Consider the following 19177-nt stretch of genomic DNA (forward strand, 5'->3'; position numbering starts at 1 on the left):
AACAAATGCGGCAAAGCTTTGCATCATATAAAAAACATAAAGTCGACAACATTACTCTACAAAACGCTCAAATTCATAACTTAGCCGATATATTTTAACACTATGCCTAAAATTGAACTTTCACGCGTTCATGGCGATTATGGCTTTGAAGCGTATGACGAAAACGGACACACCGTGCGTATGGATACCAGCCCCGAAAGCGGCGGCGATAACTTTGGCGTTCGCCCGATGCAGATGTTGTTGATGGGGGTTGCCGGTTGTTCAGCTATCGATGTAATCAGTATCTTAAAAAAGCAGCGTCAGGACGTGAAGGATTATAAAATGGTGGTTAACGGTGAGCGCGAAGCAGGTAAGGAGCCATCATTATGGCAAAAGGTAGATATTGAATTTCACTTATACGGAACGGTAGATGCTGATAAAGCTCAGCGTGCCGCGGAATTATCAATTAACAAATACTGTTCGGTATCGGCAACTTTAGAGAAAGCCGGCGCGGCAGTAACCTGGCAGGTGTTTATTCATCCGGCCGAGTAGTTTAACATTTTTTTACTCTTAATTTTTTATGTCAGATCAGTTAGACCCGATATCAAAAGCGATACGCATACAAACTTCAAAAACGTCTCAAAAAGAGCATTCTACACCGCTGTACTTAACCAGCAGCTTTACCTTCGAGAACGCCGAAACCATGCGCGCGGCCTTTGCCGACGAGGTGGATGAAAACATATACAGCCGTTTCAGTAACCCTAATGTTGATGAGTTTATAGCTAAGATGTGCGCCCTTGAAGGTGCCGAGGATGGCTTTGCTACAGCAACCGGTATGAGCGCTATATTCTCCTCATTTTTTGCTTTGCTAAAGCAAGGCGACCATTTGATTTGCTGCAGCTCGGTATTTGGTAGCACATTTACTATTGTTACCAAATATTTCCCGCGTTACGGCATCACCTGTACTTTAGTGCCTGCTGACGATAAGGCTGCCTGGGAAGCCGCTGTACAGCCCAATACTAAAATGGTATACCTGGAAACGCCTACTAACCCACAGATAGGGATCATCGACCTGGAATGGGCGGGGCAGTTTACCAAAAAACACAACCTTATTTTAAATGTAGATAACTGCTTTGCTACCCCGGTAATTCAGCGCCCGATTGATTTTGGTGCCGACATTGTTATCCACTCGGCAACCAAGTGGATTGACGGCCAGGGTCGTGTATTGGGCGGCGTTATAGTTGGTCGTGCTGATCTGGTAAAAGAAATTTACCTGTACTGTCGCCATAGCGGACCTGCGTTGTCGCCATTCAATGCCTGGGTATTAAGCAAAAGCCTGGAAACGCTTGATGTACGCATGGAGCGCCATAGCAAAAATGCGCTTAAAGTAGCTGAAACCCTGGAGCAGCATCCGGCGGTATCATGGGTTAAGTATCCGTTTTTACCAAGTCATCCGCAGCACGAAATAGCTAAAAAGCAAATGAAAGCCGGCGGTGGCGTGCTATGTTTTGAAATTAAAGGCGGCTCAGCAGCGGGTGCCAAATTTCTTAATTCACTAAAAATGCTTTCGGTTACGGCCAATCTTGGCGATACGCGGAGTATAGCTGCGCATCCGGCCAGTACTACGCATTCAAAGCTAACGGAAGAAGAGCGCCTGTCTGTAGGTATTACCCCAGGTCTGATCCGTATTTCCACAGGATTGGAACATGTTGATGATATAATTGCCGACATTAACCAGGCTCTGGAGCAAAGCACTAAATAAGATATCAAGAATTAAAAACAGCCTGCCTTATGCCAAATGTATCGGTTATAAGGCAGGCTGTTTTTATTATAGTATAGCCGGTTTACAGTTGCTCATAGCAGCCCTTCTTAACTGCCAGCCTTTGCGGTCGGCTTGAATACCTCTTGCTACAAAGTGTATTTTATTGAGTGCACGGGCTTAGTTAATCTACTACGCTTTATTACCCGTTCAAACGCACATTGCGAAAGTCTAAATCGTTTGGTTTTATTCGCTACTGTTCAATGAATTAATTTTAACGTTTCATTAAAATTTCATTAAAAATTGTAATCGTTACGCCGTTTGTAACATTCGCTTTACAAATGGTGGCACCTGAATTGAACGGTCGGGGTGAGGCTTGTAGTATACAGCCGCTACTAATAACAATTATATGAAAACAAATCTAAAAAAAGCTTCGCTGCTGTTAACCGGTGTAATGGTTGGAAGCAAGTTATTCGCACAATCCCCTGATACAACTGTTTCATCCGCAAATTATGTCGAGCCGTTTTCAGGCGGCGATAAATTACGTACATGGTCAATTGGTATACATGGTGGTATGCTTTCACCGTCAACCTTCCTGGTTAACATGAGCCGTCAGGATTTCAGGAGTCCGCACGAAAACATTGGTTACGGCGCCTATATCAAAAAACAAATCCTTCCGTCTTTCGGCTTACAGGCTGACTTCCTTCGTGGTAAGCTTGAGGGTGGTTTAGGCCAAACCAACGTAGCATCTGGTAACACGCCGCAAAGCTTCAGCACCGATTTAAATTGGTCAGCAGCTTTAAGCGGTCAGTTCACATTAGCTAACATTAACTGGAGACACAAAAAAGGCGCTATTCAACCTTACATCACCGCTGGTGGTGGTGTTATAGCCTATCGCCCGAGCATTGTAAATGCTGATGGCTCACGTACCGGTTTCAGCGATGGTGGCGGTAACATCCACAAAGTATACATACCTGTTGGCGCCGGTTTCAAAATCAACATGGGTTCAGGTATCAACCTTGACTTAGGTTACCAAATTGGTTTTGTTAATGGCGATAACCTTGATGGGTACAACTATGGCATGAATAACGATAAGTTTTCTTACGCTCACGTAGGTTTAGAATTCTCATTGGGCAGCCGCAGCAAACCGGAAATGGCTACTTACAATCCGGTAAATTCAATGCGTACCGAGTACCTGCGTAAAACCAGCGACCTGCAAAGCCAGCTGAACATGCAAAAAGAAGAGAACGCAAAGCTGCGTAGCGATTTAAATACTACCAATGATAACCTTAACAAATTAACTGCTGATACAGATGGAGACGGCGTGCCTGATATGTACGACAAGTGCCCTGGTACACCAGCCGGTACACAAGTTGATGGTTCAGGTTGCCCGATAGGCAAACGTGAAGTAAAAGTTTACGTGACCGAAGAAGACAAAAAAGTTGTAAAAGATGCGATTGATAATCTGGAGTTCGACTTCGGTAAAGCTACAATTCGCGCTAAATCATACCCAAGTTTAGATAGGGTAGCACAACTGCTGGTTGATAAAAACTTTAGCCTTAAACTTGCAGGCCATACAGATAACGTTGGTTCTGACGCGGCTAACCTGAAATTATCAAAAGCTCGTGCCGAATCAATTAAATCATACCTGGTAAGCAAAGGTGCTAATGCATCACGCATCGAAGCTACAGGTTACGGTGAAAGTCAGCCAATTGCAAGCAATAAAACTGCTGCAGGCCGTCAGCAAAACCGTCGTGTTGAATTTACCTTGTATTAGTAGCAGGTAAACATAAATAAAAACGCCGCATGGATTATCCATGCGGCGTTTTTATTTACACAGATACCGACTTAATGTACGGTATAAAAGTCAGCAATGCCGCCAAAATAGCTATCTGTCCAGCCTTCCACTATATCATCATATGCTTCGTCCGGAATATTGGTATGCTTAAGCTCAGCTGAAGTGCCATGTTTATCAGGATGTAGTTTTATAGTAACTATTGACGGCTCTTCCTGCTCCCCAAAATACCATTGCTGAACTACTTTTTTGCCTTCCTCAAACTCCAGGTTTTTGCCTGATATACTGCCATCCCACATTGAAAACTCACTGCCCGGTTCGGTCGACATCTGAGCAGGTTCGCCTGTCCAAAGTTCAATAGTAAGCGGATTAGTGATAGCTGCGTAAACCTCTTCGGGCGTGGCGGGTATGGTGTAATATTTCTTAAAATCTTTCACGGGCGCAAGTTAGCGTTAATCCGGCTATTTTACTACCGGCCCAAGCGGTAAAACTACGCGGCCGTAAACTTCGTTCAGCACCTGTGCAATGCCGGTATAAATAGCCGATGCACCGCAGATGATGCCTTCGTAGCCGGCGATGTGCTTAATGTTTTCGTTACCGGTAGCATCCCCCCAAACTAACAAGCCAAATAATATAACCAACGAGCCAAATACGAACTGCAGCGCCTTGCTTAACTTTAATGTGCCAAAAAATAGGAATAGCGTAAACAGCCCCCACATGGCCAGAAAGGCGACCACGGCATCGTTGGATGTTTCTTCGGCCAGGCCAAGTTTAGGTAAAAAATTCATGGCTACAAACGTGAGCCAGAACATGCCATATGATGTAAATGCGGTTAAACCAAAGGTGTTGTTCTTTTTCGCTTCGATTATACCGGCAATTACTTGGGCCGTGCCGCCGTAAAATATACCCATGGCCAAAATCATGGCATTGATCTCGAAAAAGCCGGCGTTGTGTACGTTAAGTAAAATAGTGGTCATGCCGAAAGCGCATAAACCCAGCGGGGCAGGGTTAGCGGTGCTTTCAACCATTGATACAGGCGTAATTGTACTCATAATTGTAAATAAGTTAAAGGTAAATAATTGGATACCTGCAATGTATGCTTAAAAATGTATTAAGCAAAATTTTTTAAACTCCGGCGGTATTTCAATGTTGTAACACTATATATGCAGAAACTCGTTTTGCTTCGCCACGGCGAAAGCGTATTTAACCAGGAGAATAGATTTACAGGCTGGACGGACGTTGATCTGTCAGAAGAAGGATATGCGCAGGCCAAACGTGCCGGGCAACTATTAGCCAAGCACGGTTATACATTTGATGCCGGGTTTACGTCGGTTTTAAAGCGATCCATAAAAACGCTTCATATTGTGTTGGATGAACTGGATCATTTGTGGATACCGGTTACCAAATCGTGGCGGTTAAATGAACGCTTTTATGGCGCTTTGCAGGGGCTTAACAAGCAGGAAACTATCGCTAAATACGGCGAGGAGCAGGTGCATAAATGGCGCCGCGACCCTAACGATCATCCGCCCGCCATTACCAAGGATGATGACCGCTACCCGGGTAAAGATGTGAGATACAAAAACCTGACGGGGCGTGAGCTGCCGTTAACTGAAAATTTGAGCGAAACTATGGAGCGTGTGCTACCTTTTTGGGGCGAAGTGATTGTACATGCCATGCGCGAGAATAAACAGGTAATTATTTGCGCGCACGGTAACAGCTTACGCGCTTTAATCAAGTATATTGATTTATTAAGCGACGAGGAGGTGACCGATTTGGAAATACCTACCGCCACACCCTGGGTGTATGAACTGGATGAGGAGCTTAACCGCATAAGGCATTATTATTTAGAATAACCTAACCGGCCTTTCGGATATAAAATTACGTTACGGTGTAAATAGGCTTAAGATATATTTTTTATCTTTGCCGATTGAAAATGAACAGGAAGGTAGCATTTTATACACTGGGCTGTAAGCTTAATTATTCGGAAACTTCAAGTATCGGGCGTTTATTTAACGATGCTGGTTATGATACAGTTGATTTTACCGATACGCCCGATGTTTATGTGATAAATACTTGTTCGGTTACCGAAAACGCCGATAAAAAATGTAAGAAGATAGTTAAGGAAGCCTTAAAGGTATCGCCTAACGCTTACATTACTATTGTTGGGTGCTATGCCCAGCTAAAGCCAAAAGAAATAGCCGAAATACCGGGTGTTGACATGGTGCTTGGCGCTGCTGAGAAATTCCAGATCATTGATCATATAACAGACCTGACCAAGCAGCCAAAAACGCTGGTTTATAATCAGCCGGTTTCTGAGGCTAACGAGTTTGTTCCGGCTTATTCATTTGGCGATCGTACTCGCACTTTTTTGAAAGTTCAGGATGGTTGCGATTATTCGTGTACTTTTTGCACCATACCATTAGCACGCGGTGCCAGCCGTAGCGATACCATCGAAAATGTACTTGAGCAGGCGCGTAAAATTGCGGAGTCGGGTGTTAAGGAAATTGTACTTACAGGTGTTAACCTGGGCGATTTCGGCATACGCAATGGCCAGCGTGAAGATAAGTTTTTTGACCTGGTTAAAGCCTTGGATAATGTAGAGGGTATTGACAGAATACGTATCTCATCTATTGAACCTAACTTACTTACCGACGAGATTATTGAATTTGTGGCGACCTCTAAAAGGTTTGTTCCGCATTTTCACATACCGCTGCAATCAGGTTCTGATAAAATTTTAGGGTCGATGCGCCGCCGTTACAAGCGTGCTTTGTATGCCGATAGGGTAGCTAAAATAAAAGCGGTAATGCCCGATTGCTGCATAGGCGTAGATGTAATTGTTGGCTTCCCTGGCGAAACGCGCGAGGATTTTATCGATACCTATAATTTTTTAAATGGTATGGATATTTCATACCTGCACGTTTTTACATACTCTGAACGTGAAAATACACTTGCCGCTGAAATGACAGGTACTGTACCTGGCTCAACCCGTGCCGACAGAAGCAAGATGCTGCATATACTATCCGACAAAAAACGCCGCGCATTTTACGAGGGCCAGTTAAATAAAACGGAAGAAGTTTTATTTGAGGGCGACATTAAGGATGGCTTTATGCATGGTTTTACCCGTAATTATGTTAAGGTAAGGGCTAAATATGATCCTGTATTAGTTAACGAACTTAAAACAGTACAATTAACAAATATATCACCCGATGGTGATGTAGAAATTACAGAAGCGGTTGAGGTATTAGTGCATTAAAAGCATATATTCGTCCTCAAAATACTGCTTATGTTTCCTACCATATCCGAGCTGATACACTATCTCACCGGGTTAAACGTACCGCCATTACCCATACAAACTTTTGGATTTTTTGTAGCCATAGCTTTTATGGCGGCCTATTGGGCTTTTGTACAGGAATTTAAACGCCGCGAAAAGCTTGGTGAAATCCATCCTATCGAAAAAACGATCACCGTTGGTGAACCTTTGTCGACAGCTGAAATTATAGGCAATGGTATATTCGGCTTTATTATTGGCTTTAAAGTACTTGAGGCTATACTTCATTATCAGGATCTGATCAGCGATACCCAAAGCTTTTTGCTATCATCACGAGGTAACTTATTAGGCGGTATTGTTTTAGCTGCCGTTTTTATTTATTGGGCATACGCCGAAAACAAAAAGCAGCGCCTGCCACAGCCTGTACAAAAAAGGGTCTTGGTGCATCCGCACGAATTGATGGGCAACATATTATTATGGGCTGCAGTTTTTGGTTTCGCCGGGGCCAAATTGTTCAACGCGCTCGAGAATTGGGATGCCTTTATGGCTGATCCGGTTGGGATGCTGATTGGTACCAGCGGGTTAACTTTTTATGGAGGATTAATATGCGGCGGTGCCGCGGTGTTATATATCGCCAATAAAAATGGTATAAAACCACTTACCATGCTCGATATTGGTGGCCCGGGCATGATGCTGTCATACGCCGTAGGCCGTATTGGTTGCCAAATGGCCGGAGATGGAGATTGGGGTATTGTAAACCTTGCACCAAAACCGGGATGGTTAAGCTGGGCGCCTGATTGGATGTGGGCCTTTAAATACCCGCACAATGTAAATGCCGAAGGTGTGCCGATTGCCGGTTGCCTGGGTAAGTACTGTAACGAGTTACCGCAGCCGGTGTTCCCTACACCGTTTTACGAAGTGGTAGTTTGCCTGGTGCTGTTTTTAGTTATATGGGCCGTTCGTAACAAGGTTACAAAACCGGGTGCCTTATTTGGTATTTACCTGATACTGGCGGGTATAGAACGTTTCTTTGTTGAACTGATCCGCGTAAATACCAAATACCATTTATTTGGCATTTCATTTACGCAAGCCGAAATGATCTCCTTGTTTATGGTGATCGCAGGTGTAATACTTATAACCCGGATTGATAATAAAAAGGTGAGTACAGCAACGGCAAATTAACCGGCTCGAAGAAAAAATTATATGAATTTACAGGACGTTGTATTAAATACTGTTGAACTGGCAAAACAGGTTGGTGATTTCATCCGCCAGGAAAGAAAAACCTTCAGTACCGATAAGATAGAATACAAGGGGTTGAATGACCTCGTATCATACGTTGATAAAACCGCAGAGCAGCAACTCGTTGCCGGGCTCGAAAAGATATTGCCGGTTGCCGGATTTATTACAGAGGAAAAAACGACCACCAAAATAGGGCAGGTTTATAACTGGATCATAGATCCGCTGGACGGTACAACTAATTTTATTCACGGCTTACCAACTTTTTCCATCAGTATAGCCTTAAAGGAATACGATGAACTGGTGGCGGGAGTGATTTACGAGGTAAACCTTGATGAGTGTTTTTACGCCTGGAAAGGCGCACCTGCCTATTTAAACGGAGAGGAGATCAGGGTAAGTAATGCGCCTACGCTTGAGCATAGCTTGCTGGCTACAGGTTTTCCTTATTACGATTTTGGCAAGCAGGAGCAGTACATGAAGTTATTTGCCGAACTGATGCGTAGCTGCCATGGTCTGCGCCGTATAGGCTCAGCCGCGGTTGACCTGGCTTATACCGCTTGCGGCCGCTTTGAAGGTTTTTACGAATATAACCTGAATGCCTGGGATATAGCTGCCGGTATTGTAATAGTAAGACAGGCAGGTGGGCAGGTAGTAAACTTTAAAGGCGGCGATGAGGTGATCGAAACCCGGGAATTATTAGCCACTAACGGCAATATTACAGGGGAGATGTTGCAGGTTATTCAAAAGTATTTCTGACCTTGATTTGAGGATTTCCTTGATTATAGGATAACTTAAGATTTCACCTGATTGTTATCATAAAAAAGTCCCATGGATTAACCTATGGGACTTTTTTATGTGTACTGTTTTATCTGTGTAATTCGAGTTAATCGGTGAAATCACCAAGTTAATCAGTGAAATCCTATCATTAATAAGCTTCCGATACTACTTCGGTAACACCCGGCACCATGCGTTTTAGCAGGTTTTCGATGCCGGCTTTCAGGGTTACGGTTGATGACGGGCAACCGCTGCATGAACCGCGAAGCTCAACAGTAACCACACCTTCGTCAAATGATTTGTAGGTAATGGCGCCGCCATCCTGCTCAACCGCCGGGCGAACGTAATCGTTCAATATCTGCTGAATTTTTATTTCGGTATCAGTACCCTCAAAGTTTACTTCTTCGTGCGCTTCAGCTTTAACAACAAGCTCTGATTCTACCGCGCCTTTAACAAACTCTTTAAGTATTGGCTCGATATCCGCCCAGTCAGTACCTTCGGTTTTAGTAACGGTAACAAAGTTGCTTGCAAAAAACACGCCGTTTACAAACGAAAATTTATAAAGCTCTTTTGCAAACGTTGATGTTTCAGCGCTTTCCTTTGTAGGGTAATCAACACTGCCGTTTATCAGCAACTTGTTCACAATGAACTTCATGGTTGCCGGGTTTGGCGTAGCTTCGGTATATACGTTGATATTCATTTTTTCGGGATTGTTATTTGTATTAATAACAAATTTAAACAGCTTTTTTGTGAAAAAAGCAAACCAATTTAGTTATGACCGCTTAATGACTTTGATAATGCTGTTTATATCCCCGTATAATTCAATGGCGTTATCTGTTTAAGCTCTGCTTTCACACTATCGTTCACATCCAATGTATCTACAAACGCGGCAATGGTTTCAGCGTTTACATGGGTGTTGGTGCGGGTTAATTCCTTTAATGCCTCATATGGGTTAGGGTAAGCCTCACGGCGTAAAATGGTCTGTATCGCTTCGGCAACTACTGCCCAGTTCGCTTCAAGATCGGCATTGATGGCGGCCTCATTAAGTAACAATTTATTCAAACCTTTTAAGGTTGATTTCACCGCGATCAGCGTATGCGCCACAGGTACACCTATATTACGCAGAACGGTACTGTCCGTTAAATCGCGTTGCAGGCGGGATATAGGTAGTTTTGCAGCCAGATGTTCAAACAGCGCATTTGCTATGCCAAGGTTGCCTTCTGAATTTTCAAAATCAATAGGGTTTACCTTATGCGGCATAGCCGACGAACCAACCTCGCCGGCTTTTATTTTTTGCTTGAAGTAGTTCATGGATATGTAAGTCCACATATCACGGTCAAGATCAATCAGGATGTTGTTGATACGCTTAAATGCATCGCATTGTGCCGCGAAATTATCATAATGCTCAATCTGCGTGGTGTATTGCGAGCGGCTCAGGCCTAAAATATTATCAACAAAATTATTGCCGAATGCTTTCCAGTCAATAGCCGGGTAAGCGATGTTGTGCGCGTTAAAATTACCGGTAGCGCCACCAAATTTTGCTGAAAAAGGTACAAGTTGCAGTTGCGCCAATTGCTTTTCAATGCGCTCTACAAATACACTAATTTCCTTACCTAAACGGGTTGGCGATGCAGGCTGACCATGGGTATGCGCCAGCATGGGTATGTTTTGCCAATCTGCAGCGTAAGCTTTAAGCGTATCAACCAGTTCAGTAATAGCCGGGTAATAGCTTTCGGTAAGTGCAAGCTTAAATGAGTAAGGTATGGCGGTGTTATTTATATCCTGCGAGGTAAGGCCAAAGTGTATAAACTCCTTATACTGCTCAATGCCCAATTCATCAAACTTTTGCTTGATAAAATACTCAACCGCTTTTACGTCGTGGTTGGTAGTTTTCTCTATTTGTTTGATGCTTTCAGCATCGGCTTCGCTGAAGTTGTTATAGATATCGCGTAGTTTACCCGACAACGATTTATCAAAATCAGCCAGCTGAGGCAGCGGGTGCTCGTACAAGGCGATGAAATATTCAATCTCAACAAATACCCTGTATTTTATTAAAGCATATTCAGAAAAATAAGCGGCGAGTCCGGCGGTTGTGTTTCGGTACCTGCCGTCAACAGGTGATATAGCTGATAAAGCGTTAAGCTGCATAGTAAATAAATTTTTCGCAAAGATATCGTTTACCTTAATATATGCTTAATGTATTTGCCAGTCTATCGGTTTTTTGCCTTCCTCTTGGAGTATAGCGTTAGTTTTTGAAAAGTGTTTACAACCAAAAAAGCCACTGTCGGCAGAGTAAGGCGAGGGATGGGCAGCTTTTAATATATGGTGTTTATTTGCATCAATCAGTTCGGCTTTTGCCTGCGCAAACTTACCCCATAGTAAAAATATAATGCCTTCTTTTTCGTCGGATATGGTTTTGATCACCGTATCAGTAAAAATTTCCCAACCCTTTTTTTGGTGCGAGCCGGGGCTACCTGCGCGTACTGTAAGCGTGGCGTTGAGCATCATTACGCCCTGTTCGGCCCATTCTGTCAATTCGCCATGCGATGGTATGTTAAAACCGGGAATATCAGTAATCAGTTCTTTATAGATGTTTTTTAATGATGGCGGCGGATTGATGCCCTTTTGTACAGAGAATGATAGCCCATGCGCCTGGTGAGCACCGTGATATGGATCTTGCCCAAGGATAACCACCTTTAACTCATCGAACGGCGTTTTATTGAAGGCGTTGAATATGTCGCTGTTTTTAGGGTATACCGTTTGCCCGCTTTCTTTTTCTGATTTCAGGAATTCACGTAGCTTAACCATGTAGTCCTTTTGGAACTCGCCGCCCAAAACATTCAGCCACGAAGGCTCTAAATCTATCGCCATAAATATTGTTTGCAGATGTTGATTAAGAGTGCAAATTAACGGATATTTGCGCTTCAAATTGTTATTTTACAAATTATGTCAAATATTGTTCGCTTAGTTATAGCGTGTGTAATAATGGGTGCGGGTGTAACACTGTGCGCATTTGGCTTTTGGGGCTGGGGTATACCATTATTTATATTTGGTGGCCTTGTGCTGGTAACCTTCTTTTTTAATGAAAACATGATCATCGCGCAATACTTTTTGCGTAAAGAAAATACCGAAAAAGCTGAGCAATGGCTTGGTAAGATCACAGATTATGAAAAGCAACTGCACCGCAAGCAACATGGTTATTACAACCTGTTGGTGGGTTTGATCGAATCGCGTAGAGCACCATTGAAGTCAGAGAAATTTTTTAAGAAGGCACTTACATTGGGTATGGGCATGTCGCATAATATCGCCTTGGCTAAACTTAGTCTGGCTGGAATAGCAATGGCTAAACGCAACAAGCGCGAGGCGCAAATGTATTTGCAGGAAGCGTCAAAACAGGATAAAAATAAGTTGCTTGCGGATCAAATAAAAATGATGAAAGCGCAGATGGCGCAAATGGATAAGCAACAGGTAGTACGCGGCGGATATCGCCAGTTTTAAAACATTAATAAAAAGCGATTCAAAGAAAGTATCGCTTTTTATTTTTCGTCGAGGGTGCTGAAGTAACCAGGCTCCGCTGAATTACCTTGTACAGGTGTATATCTTCTCTCAGGAAACCTGAAATCATCTTCCGTTGGGTTAGAAACCTCAACCATTTTCAAAATATTTCTGATCAGCGACAAGTCAAACGTGCTCTTGTTTAGTTTGATCAGGTATTCGTTTTCCGTTATCTCAAGGATTGAACCAGTCATAATCTTTCTTATTTACAGTATTTAACGATAAAATTAAACAACTGTTTTTGTACGAAAGTTTTATGAATTTTAACATTTCGTTAAAAAAATGTTATCAACGATGGTGCAAAATAAAACAGGACAGTAAATTATTATCGAAAATTTACTGTCCTGCTATATATAAATGGTGCAAGTTTAATTCTGTCAATCCACAAATTCTGCAAATTCAGGTTCAGAATAATTACGCGAACCAATCCATAACCTCTTCCTTAGTAGGCATAGGTATATCCAACTTCATTTTTTTGCGCATACCGCCAAGATCATTAAATACCTTGTTTGGATTGCCTGCTTTTAGGTCTTCTACAGTATTAAAGCCCATTTTGTTAAGTACAGGTACCCATTCTGCCTTTACGCCGATATTTACAAAATCCTCAACAGTAGAAACCTTTGCTTTTTTCTCCGGGCGCATCTGCGGGAAGAACAGTACTTCCTGGATAGTGCTTTGGTTAGTCATTAACATCACTAAACGGTCAATACCGATACCCAAGCCTGATGTTGGGGGCATACCGTACTCTAACGAACGTAAAAAGTCGTCATCCATAGCCATGGCTTCCTCATCGCCACGACCGGCCAATATCAGTTGCTCCTCTAAACGCTCACGCTGATCTATCGGGTCGTTTAACTCCGAGTAAGCGTTTGCGATCTCCTTGCCGTTTACAAACAGTTCAAATCGTTCTACCAACCCCTCTTTGCTGCGGTGCTTTTTAGCAAGCGGCGTCATCTCGATAGGGTAGTCGGTAATAAAGGTTGGCTGTATCAGGTTAGCTTCAACTTTAGCGCTGAATATCTCGTCGATCAGTTTGCCCTTACCCATAGAGCTGTCAACCTCTATAGCCAGATCGGCACAAACCTTACGTAAACCTTCCTCGTCCATTTGTGATACATCGATGCCGGTGTATTTCAAAATAGAATCGTACATGGATAGCTTTTCGTACGGGCCTGCAAAGTTGATCTCGTTAGTGCCTACTTTTACAGCGGCTACACCATGAACAGCTTTGGCAACGGTTTCTAAACAGGCCTCCACCATGCTCATCATCCAGATATAATCTTTATAAGCAACGTAAATTTCCATTGCCGTAAACTCCGGATTGTGCGTGCGGTCCATACCCTCGTTGCGGAACATCTTGCCAAACTCATATACCCCATCAAACCCGGCAACGATCAACCTCTTCAAGTAAAGCTCATTAGCTATACGCAGGTATAAAGGCATATCCAGCGTGTTGTGGTGTGTTTTAAAAGGCCTTGCCGCCGCGCCGCCGTGTATGGCTTGCAGTATTGGGGTTTCAACCTCCATCCAGCCCTGCGCGTTAAAATAATTACGCATAGCACTGATCACTTTTGAACGGTTGATGAAGATCTGTTTAAAATCCGGATTTACCGTTAAATCCACATAACGCTGGCGGTAACGCAGCTCCGGGTCGGTAAAACCATCATATATATTGCCTTCCTCGTCGCGCTTAACCACCGGTAGCGGTTTTAGCGATTTTGAAAGGATGGTCAGCTCTTGCGTATGTACTGATATTTCGCCGGTTTGGGTCAAAAATACAAAGCCCTTAACGCCAACATAATCGCCAATATCAAGCAGTTTTTTAAATACGGTGTTGTATAAAGTTTTGTCCTCGTCAGGGCAAATATCATCACGTTTGATGTACACCTGCACGCGGCCGGTAGTATCCTGTATCTCAAAAAAGGATGCGCTGCCCATAATACGGCGCGTCATGATACGGCCGGCAATGGTTACCTGTTTATAAGCATCGGGGTTGCTGCTAAAATTTTCGTTAATGTCCTTAGCCCAGGCGTCAACTTTATATTCTTCGGCCGGGTAGGGGTCAATACCTAAATCGCGTAGATCTTGTAACGATTTGCGACGTAAAATTTCCTGTTCGGATAGCGCAATGCTCATAGTAAAAAGGTGTTTTTATTAAGGCTGCAAAAATAGGTATTTTTTATGTAAGGGCATATTAAACGCCTAACCTTATATTAAACAATAAATTCGGTAACAATAAACCGATTAATAATTACTTTTGCACTCCAAAATTATACTGTACATGACAGCTAACGAGATACGCAAAGCTTTTCTGGATTTTTTTGCTTCTAAAGGCCATACCATTGTGCCATCGGCACCTATCGTAGTTAAAAACGACCCTACACTGATGTTCACAAACGCGGGCATGAACCAGTTTAAGGATATATTTTTAGGCGAGGCCCCGGCAAAAAGTTCACGCGTGGTTGATACCCAACGCTGTCTGCGTGTATCGGGCAAGCATAATGATCTGGAAGAGGTGGGTATTGATACCTATCACCATACCATGTTCGAGATGCTGGGCAACTGGAGCTTCGGCGACTACTTTAAAAAAGATGCCATTGCCTGGAGTTGGGAGTTGCTAACCGAAGTATATAAATTACCTAAAGACCGCCTTTATGTAACCTATTTTGAGGGTGACGCCAAAGAAGGACTGGAGACAGATACCGAAACGCTGGAACTTTGGAAACGGTATGTTGACGAAAGCCATATACTGCCTGGCAATAAAAAGGATAACTTTTGGGAAATGGGTGAAACCGGCCCATGCGGACCGTGCTCTGAAATTCATTTTGACAGCCGCCCGGATAGCGAGCGCGCTGAGGTTGATGGTGCGAAATTGGTAAATGCCGACCACGACCAGGTGATCGAGATATGGAATAACGTATTTATGCAGTTCAACCGCCTGAAGGATGGTTCGCTGCAACAGTTACCTGCCAAGCATGTGGACACGGGTATGGGCTTTGAGCGTTTGGTGCGCGTGCTGCAAGGCAAAACTTCAAATTATGATACCGATATTTTTCAGCCGCTGATACAGTTTATTGCGGAGAAAAGCGGTAAACAATATAACGCCGCTGCCAAACCAGGACAGGATGGTTGGAACGAAGCGGTTGCCATGCGTGTATTGGCCGATCACATACGTGCCATTAGCTTTGCTATCGCCGATGGGCAACTGCCATCAAACAATAAAGCGGGATATGTTATCCGCAGAATATTACGTAGGGCGGTACGTTACTCATACCAATACTTAGGCTTCAAAGATCCTTTTATTAACCAACTGGTGCTGATTTTAGCAGAGCAGTTTAAAGGTGTATTTGATGAATTGTGGGAGCAGAAGGATTTTGTTCAAAAAGTGATAACCGAGGAAGAAGTATCTTTTTTAAGGACGTTAGATAATGGAATAAATATCTTTGAAAACGAAATTTTCAAGGAAATAAGAGAAGCGGTAACTACTATCAGTAAATACGCAAAAGAAAATAATGTCTCTCCGTTTGTACTTTCCATTGCAAAGTCATTTGATGAAATAGATTTAAATAGAGCAAAAGAAGCTGAAACTAAATTGAGTCAAATTACTGAGGCTTTAAAAGAAATAGGAAAAACAGCAGAAGTAAAAGGTGATATAGCGTTTAAACTGCAAGATACGTTTGGATTTCCACTCGATCTCACTGAACTTATGGCCAGGGAGAAAGGTTTTCAGGTTGATATGATTGGTTTTAATAAAGCGCTCGAACAACAAAAATCACGTTCCCGCGCTGCTACCGCTATTGATACCGGCGATTGGATCGTATTAAAACAAGACGATGCTGTTGAGTTTGTCGGCTATGATGAAACCGAAGCAGTTGCCCACGTGGTAAAATACCGCAAGGTTACGGCTAAAGGGAAGGAGCAATACCAGATAGTTTTAGATAAAACACCTTTTTACGCTGAGAGTGGTGGCCAAGTGGGTGATAAAGGCGAACTGGTTTTTCCGGATGGAGAAATTGTTTATGTTACCGATACTAAGAAAGAGAACGGCCTTACCGTTCATTTTACCGATAGCTTACCCGAGGGCATTAGCGATGCGCTAACCGCCATTGTTGAACCTGCTTTGCGCCATAGCAGCGAAAGTAACCACTCGGCTACGCACTTACTGCATGCCGCGCTTAAACAGGTTTTGGGTACACATGTAAACCAAAAAGGTTCACTGGTTAATGCTGATTACCTGCGTTTTGATTTTTCGCACTTTGCTAAAGTAACAGACGAGGAGATCGCACAGATAGAAGCAATAGTTAACGCCAAAATTCGCGAGAACATCAGTCTTAAAGAAGAGCGTAACGTACCATACCAGCAAGCCTTAAGCAGTGGCGTAACCGCCCTGTTCGGCGAGAAGTATGGCGATTTTGTTCGCGTAATTACTTTTGATGATGACTTTAGTAAGGAGCTTTGCGGTGGTACACACGTAAAAGCAACCGGGCAAATCGGTTTCTTTAAAATAACCAGCGAAAGCGCCGTGGCTGCCGGTGTGCGCCGTATCGAAGCTATTACCGGTATTGCTGCCGAGAATTACATCAACGCCCAAAGTTTGCTGATTAACCAGTTAAAGGAGCTGCTTAAAAACCCGAAGGATATTACCAAAAGCATCGAGAGCCTGATCAACGAAAATGCAGGACTGAAAAAAGAGCTTGAAAAAAGCGTATTAGAAAAAGCTGCCGGTTTAAAGGATGATCTGGCCAAAACGGCTGAGAATATTAATGGTATCAACTTTATTGCCCAAAAAGTGGCGCTGCCAAATGCTGATGCCATCAAGAATTTGGCTTATAGCTTAAAGGATATCGTTGGCGACCTGTTCCTAGTGCTGGCTGCCGATATTGACGGCAAGCCAAGCCTTACCGTTATGATAGCCGAAAATTTGGTAAAAGATAAAGGCCTGAACGCGGGTACTATTGTACGCGAGTTGGCTAAGGAAATACAAGGTGGCGGTGGTGGTCAGCCATTTTACGCAACTGCCGGTGGTAAAGATGTTAGCGGTATTGACAGGGCTCTCGAAAAAGCAAAGAGTTTTGTAGCCTAACAAAATTCTGGCATAATAGAAATGGTCGGTTATTTTTATATATAACCGACCATTTCTATTATTTAAAGCTGATTACAGCAAACTTTCAATCGCCAAACGGTAAGAGTCCATTCCAAAGCCTGCTATAACGCCTTTACAGTTTTTGGCCAGCATGGATGAATGCCTGAATTCCTCTCGCTTATATACATTACTTATATGCACCTCCACCACTGGAGTATTGATACCAGCAATAGCGTCGCCGATAGCTACGGAGGTATGGGTATAAGCTCCGGCATTTATTACGATACCGTCAAACGTAAAGCCAACTTCATGCAGTTTATTTATAATTTCGCCCTCTACATTGCTTTGGTAGTAGCTTATAGTAATATCAGGGTAGCGGGCTACCAGTTGTTCAAGGTAGCTTTCAAAACTGGCATCGCCGTAAATGGATTTTTCGCGTACGCCAAGCAGGTTTAAATTAGGGCCGTTAATTATCTGTATATTCATGGTGCCCAAACTTAGGTATAAATTAATAAAAGTAAAATTACGGTGAACTGGCAGCAGGCAATTAAAGGTTTTCAGACGTATTTGAGGCTCGAGCGTTCGTTGTCGGTAAATTCTATAGAGGCTTACACCCGCGATATTGATAAACTCGCTCAGTTTTCAGTCATTGATCCCGAAAATGTAATTCAGCCGGAAAAAGTTACGCTTGCTCATCTACGTAAGTTCCTTATCTGGGTGAATGAGCTGGGTATGTTACCGACATCTCAAGCCAGGATATTATCAGGTATAAAAGCGTTCTATAAATATATGCTGATGGAAGATTTGATAATTAGTGATCCATCCGAACTGCTTGAAGCGCCCAAAACACAGCGAAAACTGCCCGATACGTTAAGCTACGATGAAATAAACCGTATTATATCAGTAATTGACCTTTCAAAACCAGAGGGGCCACGCAATAAGGCTATTGTTGAAGTTTTATATAGCTGCGGCCTGCGGGTATCTGAATTGACAGAACTCAAAATATCCAACCTTTACCTTGATATTGAATTTATCAAGGTAACCGGTAAGGGCGATAAAGAACGGCTGGTGCCTATAGGCAATGCAGCTACTAAAGCGCTGAAAATATGGCTTGATGAATTACGTGTTCATATAGCTATAAAAAAGGGGGAGGAGGATATGGTTTTTCTCAACCGGAGGGGCAGCAGGCTAAGCCGCGTATATATATTTATGTTGCTTAAAGATTTAACTGCGCTTGCCGGTATACACAAAAATATTAGTCCGCACACATTGCGGCATTCTTTTGCAACGCATTTGGTTGAGGGTGGGGCAGACCTGCGCGCAGTGCAAGAAATGCTTGGGCACGAAAGTATCACCACCACAGAAATTTACACGCACCTCGACCGCGACTATCTAAAGTCAACCATAAATCAATATCATCCCCGATCGTAAAATTAATTTCTTGTTCAAACACATTATTCATAACAAGAATAATAATTACACGATTTATCAAATACTTGACAATACTGTCAATAAAAAGCGCTGTTTTAATATCATAATGATAAAGCTAAATGCATTAAGTTTGATTTTATCTTAATATAATATAAAATTTATAGTAATTTTTTATGAATTTTATAATTTCCGGCACTTGGTGGTGTGAATTTGGAAAAAGATAGATTTTTTGTAATAATATTTTGATAAACCGTTTTTGTTGATTTAATTTGTTATACCGATTAAATAAACGTCATA

General features: G+C 42.8%; 18 protein-coding genes. 10 read left to right on the forward strand and 8 right to left on the reverse strand.

Annotated features, from left to right (window positions below; translation table 11 throughout):
• Positions 1-102: 102 nt before the first annotated feature.
• From LT679_RS03155 to LT679_RS03165, 3 genes are all read left to right on the forward strand, one after another.
• Positions 103-531 (forward strand): OsmC family protein, encoded by a 429-nt coding sequence (locus tag LT679_RS03155; protein WP_232175501.1) that lies wholly within the window; start codon positions 103-105, stop codon positions 529-531.
• A gap of 28 nt (positions 532-559) precedes the next feature.
• Positions 560-1741, forward strand: a complete 1182-nt coding sequence (locus LT679_RS03160; RefSeq protein WP_232175502.1) for a trans-sulfuration enzyme family protein — start codon at positions 560-562, stop codon at positions 1739-1741.
• Between the two features lie 406 nt (positions 1742-2147).
• Positions 2148-3515, forward strand: coding sequence for an OmpA family protein (locus tag LT679_RS03165; protein ID WP_232175503.1), 1368 nt, complete (start codon positions 2148-2150; stop codon positions 3513-3515).
• Positions 3516-3586: 71 nt separating this feature from the next.
• Here the strand turns inward: LT679_RS03165 and LT679_RS03170 are convergent, their stop codons facing one another.
• Positions 3587-3970 carry an SRPBCC domain-containing protein gene (locus tag LT679_RS03170; RefSeq protein ID WP_232175504.1) on the reverse strand — a complete coding sequence of 128 codons (384 nt, stop codon included), beginning with the start codon at positions 3968-3970 and terminating at the stop codon, positions 3587-3589.
• A 24-nt stretch (positions 3971-3994) separates the two neighbouring features.
• Complete coding sequence (locus LT679_RS03175; protein WP_232175505.1) at positions 3995-4585, reverse strand: acetate uptake transporter; 591 nt, start codon at positions 4583-4585, stop codon at positions 3995-3997.
• A 111-nt stretch (positions 4586-4696) separates the two neighbouring features.
• Between LT679_RS03175 and gpmA the strand changes: the two genes are divergently transcribed.
• From gpmA to LT679_RS03195, 4 genes are all read left to right on the forward strand, one after another.
• The gene (gene gpmA / locus LT679_RS03180; protein WP_232175506.1) at positions 4697-5386 is read left to right on the forward strand and encodes a 2,3-diphosphoglycerate-dependent phosphoglycerate mutase; all 690 of its coding nucleotides are present in this window, start codon (positions 4697-4699) and stop codon (positions 5384-5386) included.
• A gap of 80 nt (positions 5387-5466) precedes the next feature.
• Complete coding sequence (gene mtaB, locus LT679_RS03185; RefSeq protein ID WP_232175507.1) at positions 5467-6786, forward strand: tRNA (N(6)-L-threonylcarbamoyladenosine(37)-C(2))-methylthiotransferase MtaB; 1320 nt, start codon at positions 5467-5469, stop codon at positions 6784-6786.
• Between the two features lie 30 nt (positions 6787-6816).
• Positions 6817-7983 (forward strand): prolipoprotein diacylglyceryl transferase, encoded by a 1167-nt coding sequence (locus LT679_RS03190; RefSeq protein ID WP_232175508.1) that lies wholly within the window; start codon positions 6817-6819, stop codon positions 7981-7983.
• A 21-nt stretch (positions 7984-8004) separates the two neighbouring features.
• On the forward strand, positions 8005-8793 hold the full coding sequence (locus tag LT679_RS03195) for an inositol monophosphatase family protein (RefSeq protein ID WP_232175509.1): 789 nt from the start codon (positions 8005-8007) through the stop codon (positions 8791-8793).
• 169 nt (positions 8794-8962) lie between these two features.
• Here LT679_RS03195 and LT679_RS03200 read toward each other — a convergent pair whose 3' ends face one another.
• From LT679_RS03200 to ung, 3 genes are all read right to left on the reverse strand, one after another.
• A complete protein-coding gene (locus tag LT679_RS03200; RefSeq protein ID WP_232175510.1) occupies positions 8963-9511 on the reverse strand; it encodes a NifU family protein in 549 nt (182 codons plus the stop codon).
• A 104-nt stretch (positions 9512-9615) separates the two neighbouring features.
• A complete protein-coding gene (gene purB, locus LT679_RS03205) occupies positions 9616-10959 on the reverse strand; it encodes an adenylosuccinate lyase (protein ID WP_232175511.1) in 1344 nt (447 codons plus the stop codon).
• 45 nt (positions 10960-11004) lie between these two features.
• Positions 11005-11682 carry a uracil-DNA glycosylase gene (gene ung / locus LT679_RS03210; RefSeq protein WP_232175512.1) on the reverse strand — a complete coding sequence of 226 codons (678 nt, stop codon included), beginning with the start codon at positions 11680-11682 and terminating at the stop codon, positions 11005-11007.
• A 75-nt stretch (positions 11683-11757) separates the two neighbouring features.
• Here ung and LT679_RS03215 point away from each other — a divergent pair, with 75 nt between their 5' ends.
• Positions 11758-12309 carry a tetratricopeptide repeat protein gene (locus LT679_RS03215; protein ID WP_232175513.1) on the forward strand — a complete coding sequence of 184 codons (552 nt, stop codon included), beginning with the start codon at positions 11758-11760 and terminating at the stop codon, positions 12307-12309.
• A gap of 38 nt (positions 12310-12347) precedes the next feature.
• On the opposite strand, the gene LT679_RS03220 is transcribed toward LT679_RS03215, so the two are convergent.
• Together LT679_RS03220 and lysS are read right to left on the reverse strand one after the other, a co-directional pair.
• Positions 12348-12560: a hypothetical protein gene (locus LT679_RS03220; RefSeq protein WP_232175515.1), complete on the reverse strand. Its 213-nt coding sequence runs from the start codon at positions 12558-12560 to the stop codon at positions 12348-12350.
• Positions 12561-12780: 220 nt separating this feature from the next.
• A complete protein-coding gene (gene lysS, locus LT679_RS03225; protein ID WP_232175516.1) occupies positions 12781-14502 on the reverse strand; it encodes a lysine--tRNA ligase in 1722 nt (573 codons plus the stop codon).
• 145 nt (positions 14503-14647) lie between these two features.
• Here lysS and alaS point away from each other — a divergent pair, with 145 nt between their 5' ends.
• Positions 14648-17449 carry an alanine--tRNA ligase gene (alaS, locus tag LT679_RS03230; RefSeq protein WP_232176053.1) on the forward strand — a complete coding sequence of 934 codons (2802 nt, stop codon included), beginning with the start codon at positions 14648-14650 and terminating at the stop codon, positions 17447-17449.
• A gap of 72 nt (positions 17450-17521) precedes the next feature.
• Here alaS and aroQ read toward each other — a convergent pair whose 3' ends face one another.
• A complete protein-coding gene (aroQ, locus tag LT679_RS03235) occupies positions 17522-17935 on the reverse strand; it encodes a type II 3-dehydroquinate dehydratase (RefSeq protein ID WP_232175517.1) in 414 nt (137 codons plus the stop codon).
• A gap of 42 nt (positions 17936-17977) precedes the next feature.
• On the opposite strand from aroQ, the gene xerD reads away from it, so the two are divergent.
• A complete protein-coding gene (xerD, locus tag LT679_RS03240; RefSeq protein WP_232175518.1) occupies positions 17978-18880 on the forward strand; it encodes a site-specific tyrosine recombinase XerD in 903 nt (300 codons plus the stop codon).
• Positions 18881-19177 lie beyond the last annotated feature (297 nt).

Origin of the sequence: Mucilaginibacter roseus (assembly GCF_021215455.1) — a bacterium.
GTDB lineage: Bacteria > Bacteroidota > Bacteroidia > Sphingobacteriales > Sphingobacteriaceae > Mucilaginibacter > Mucilaginibacter roseus.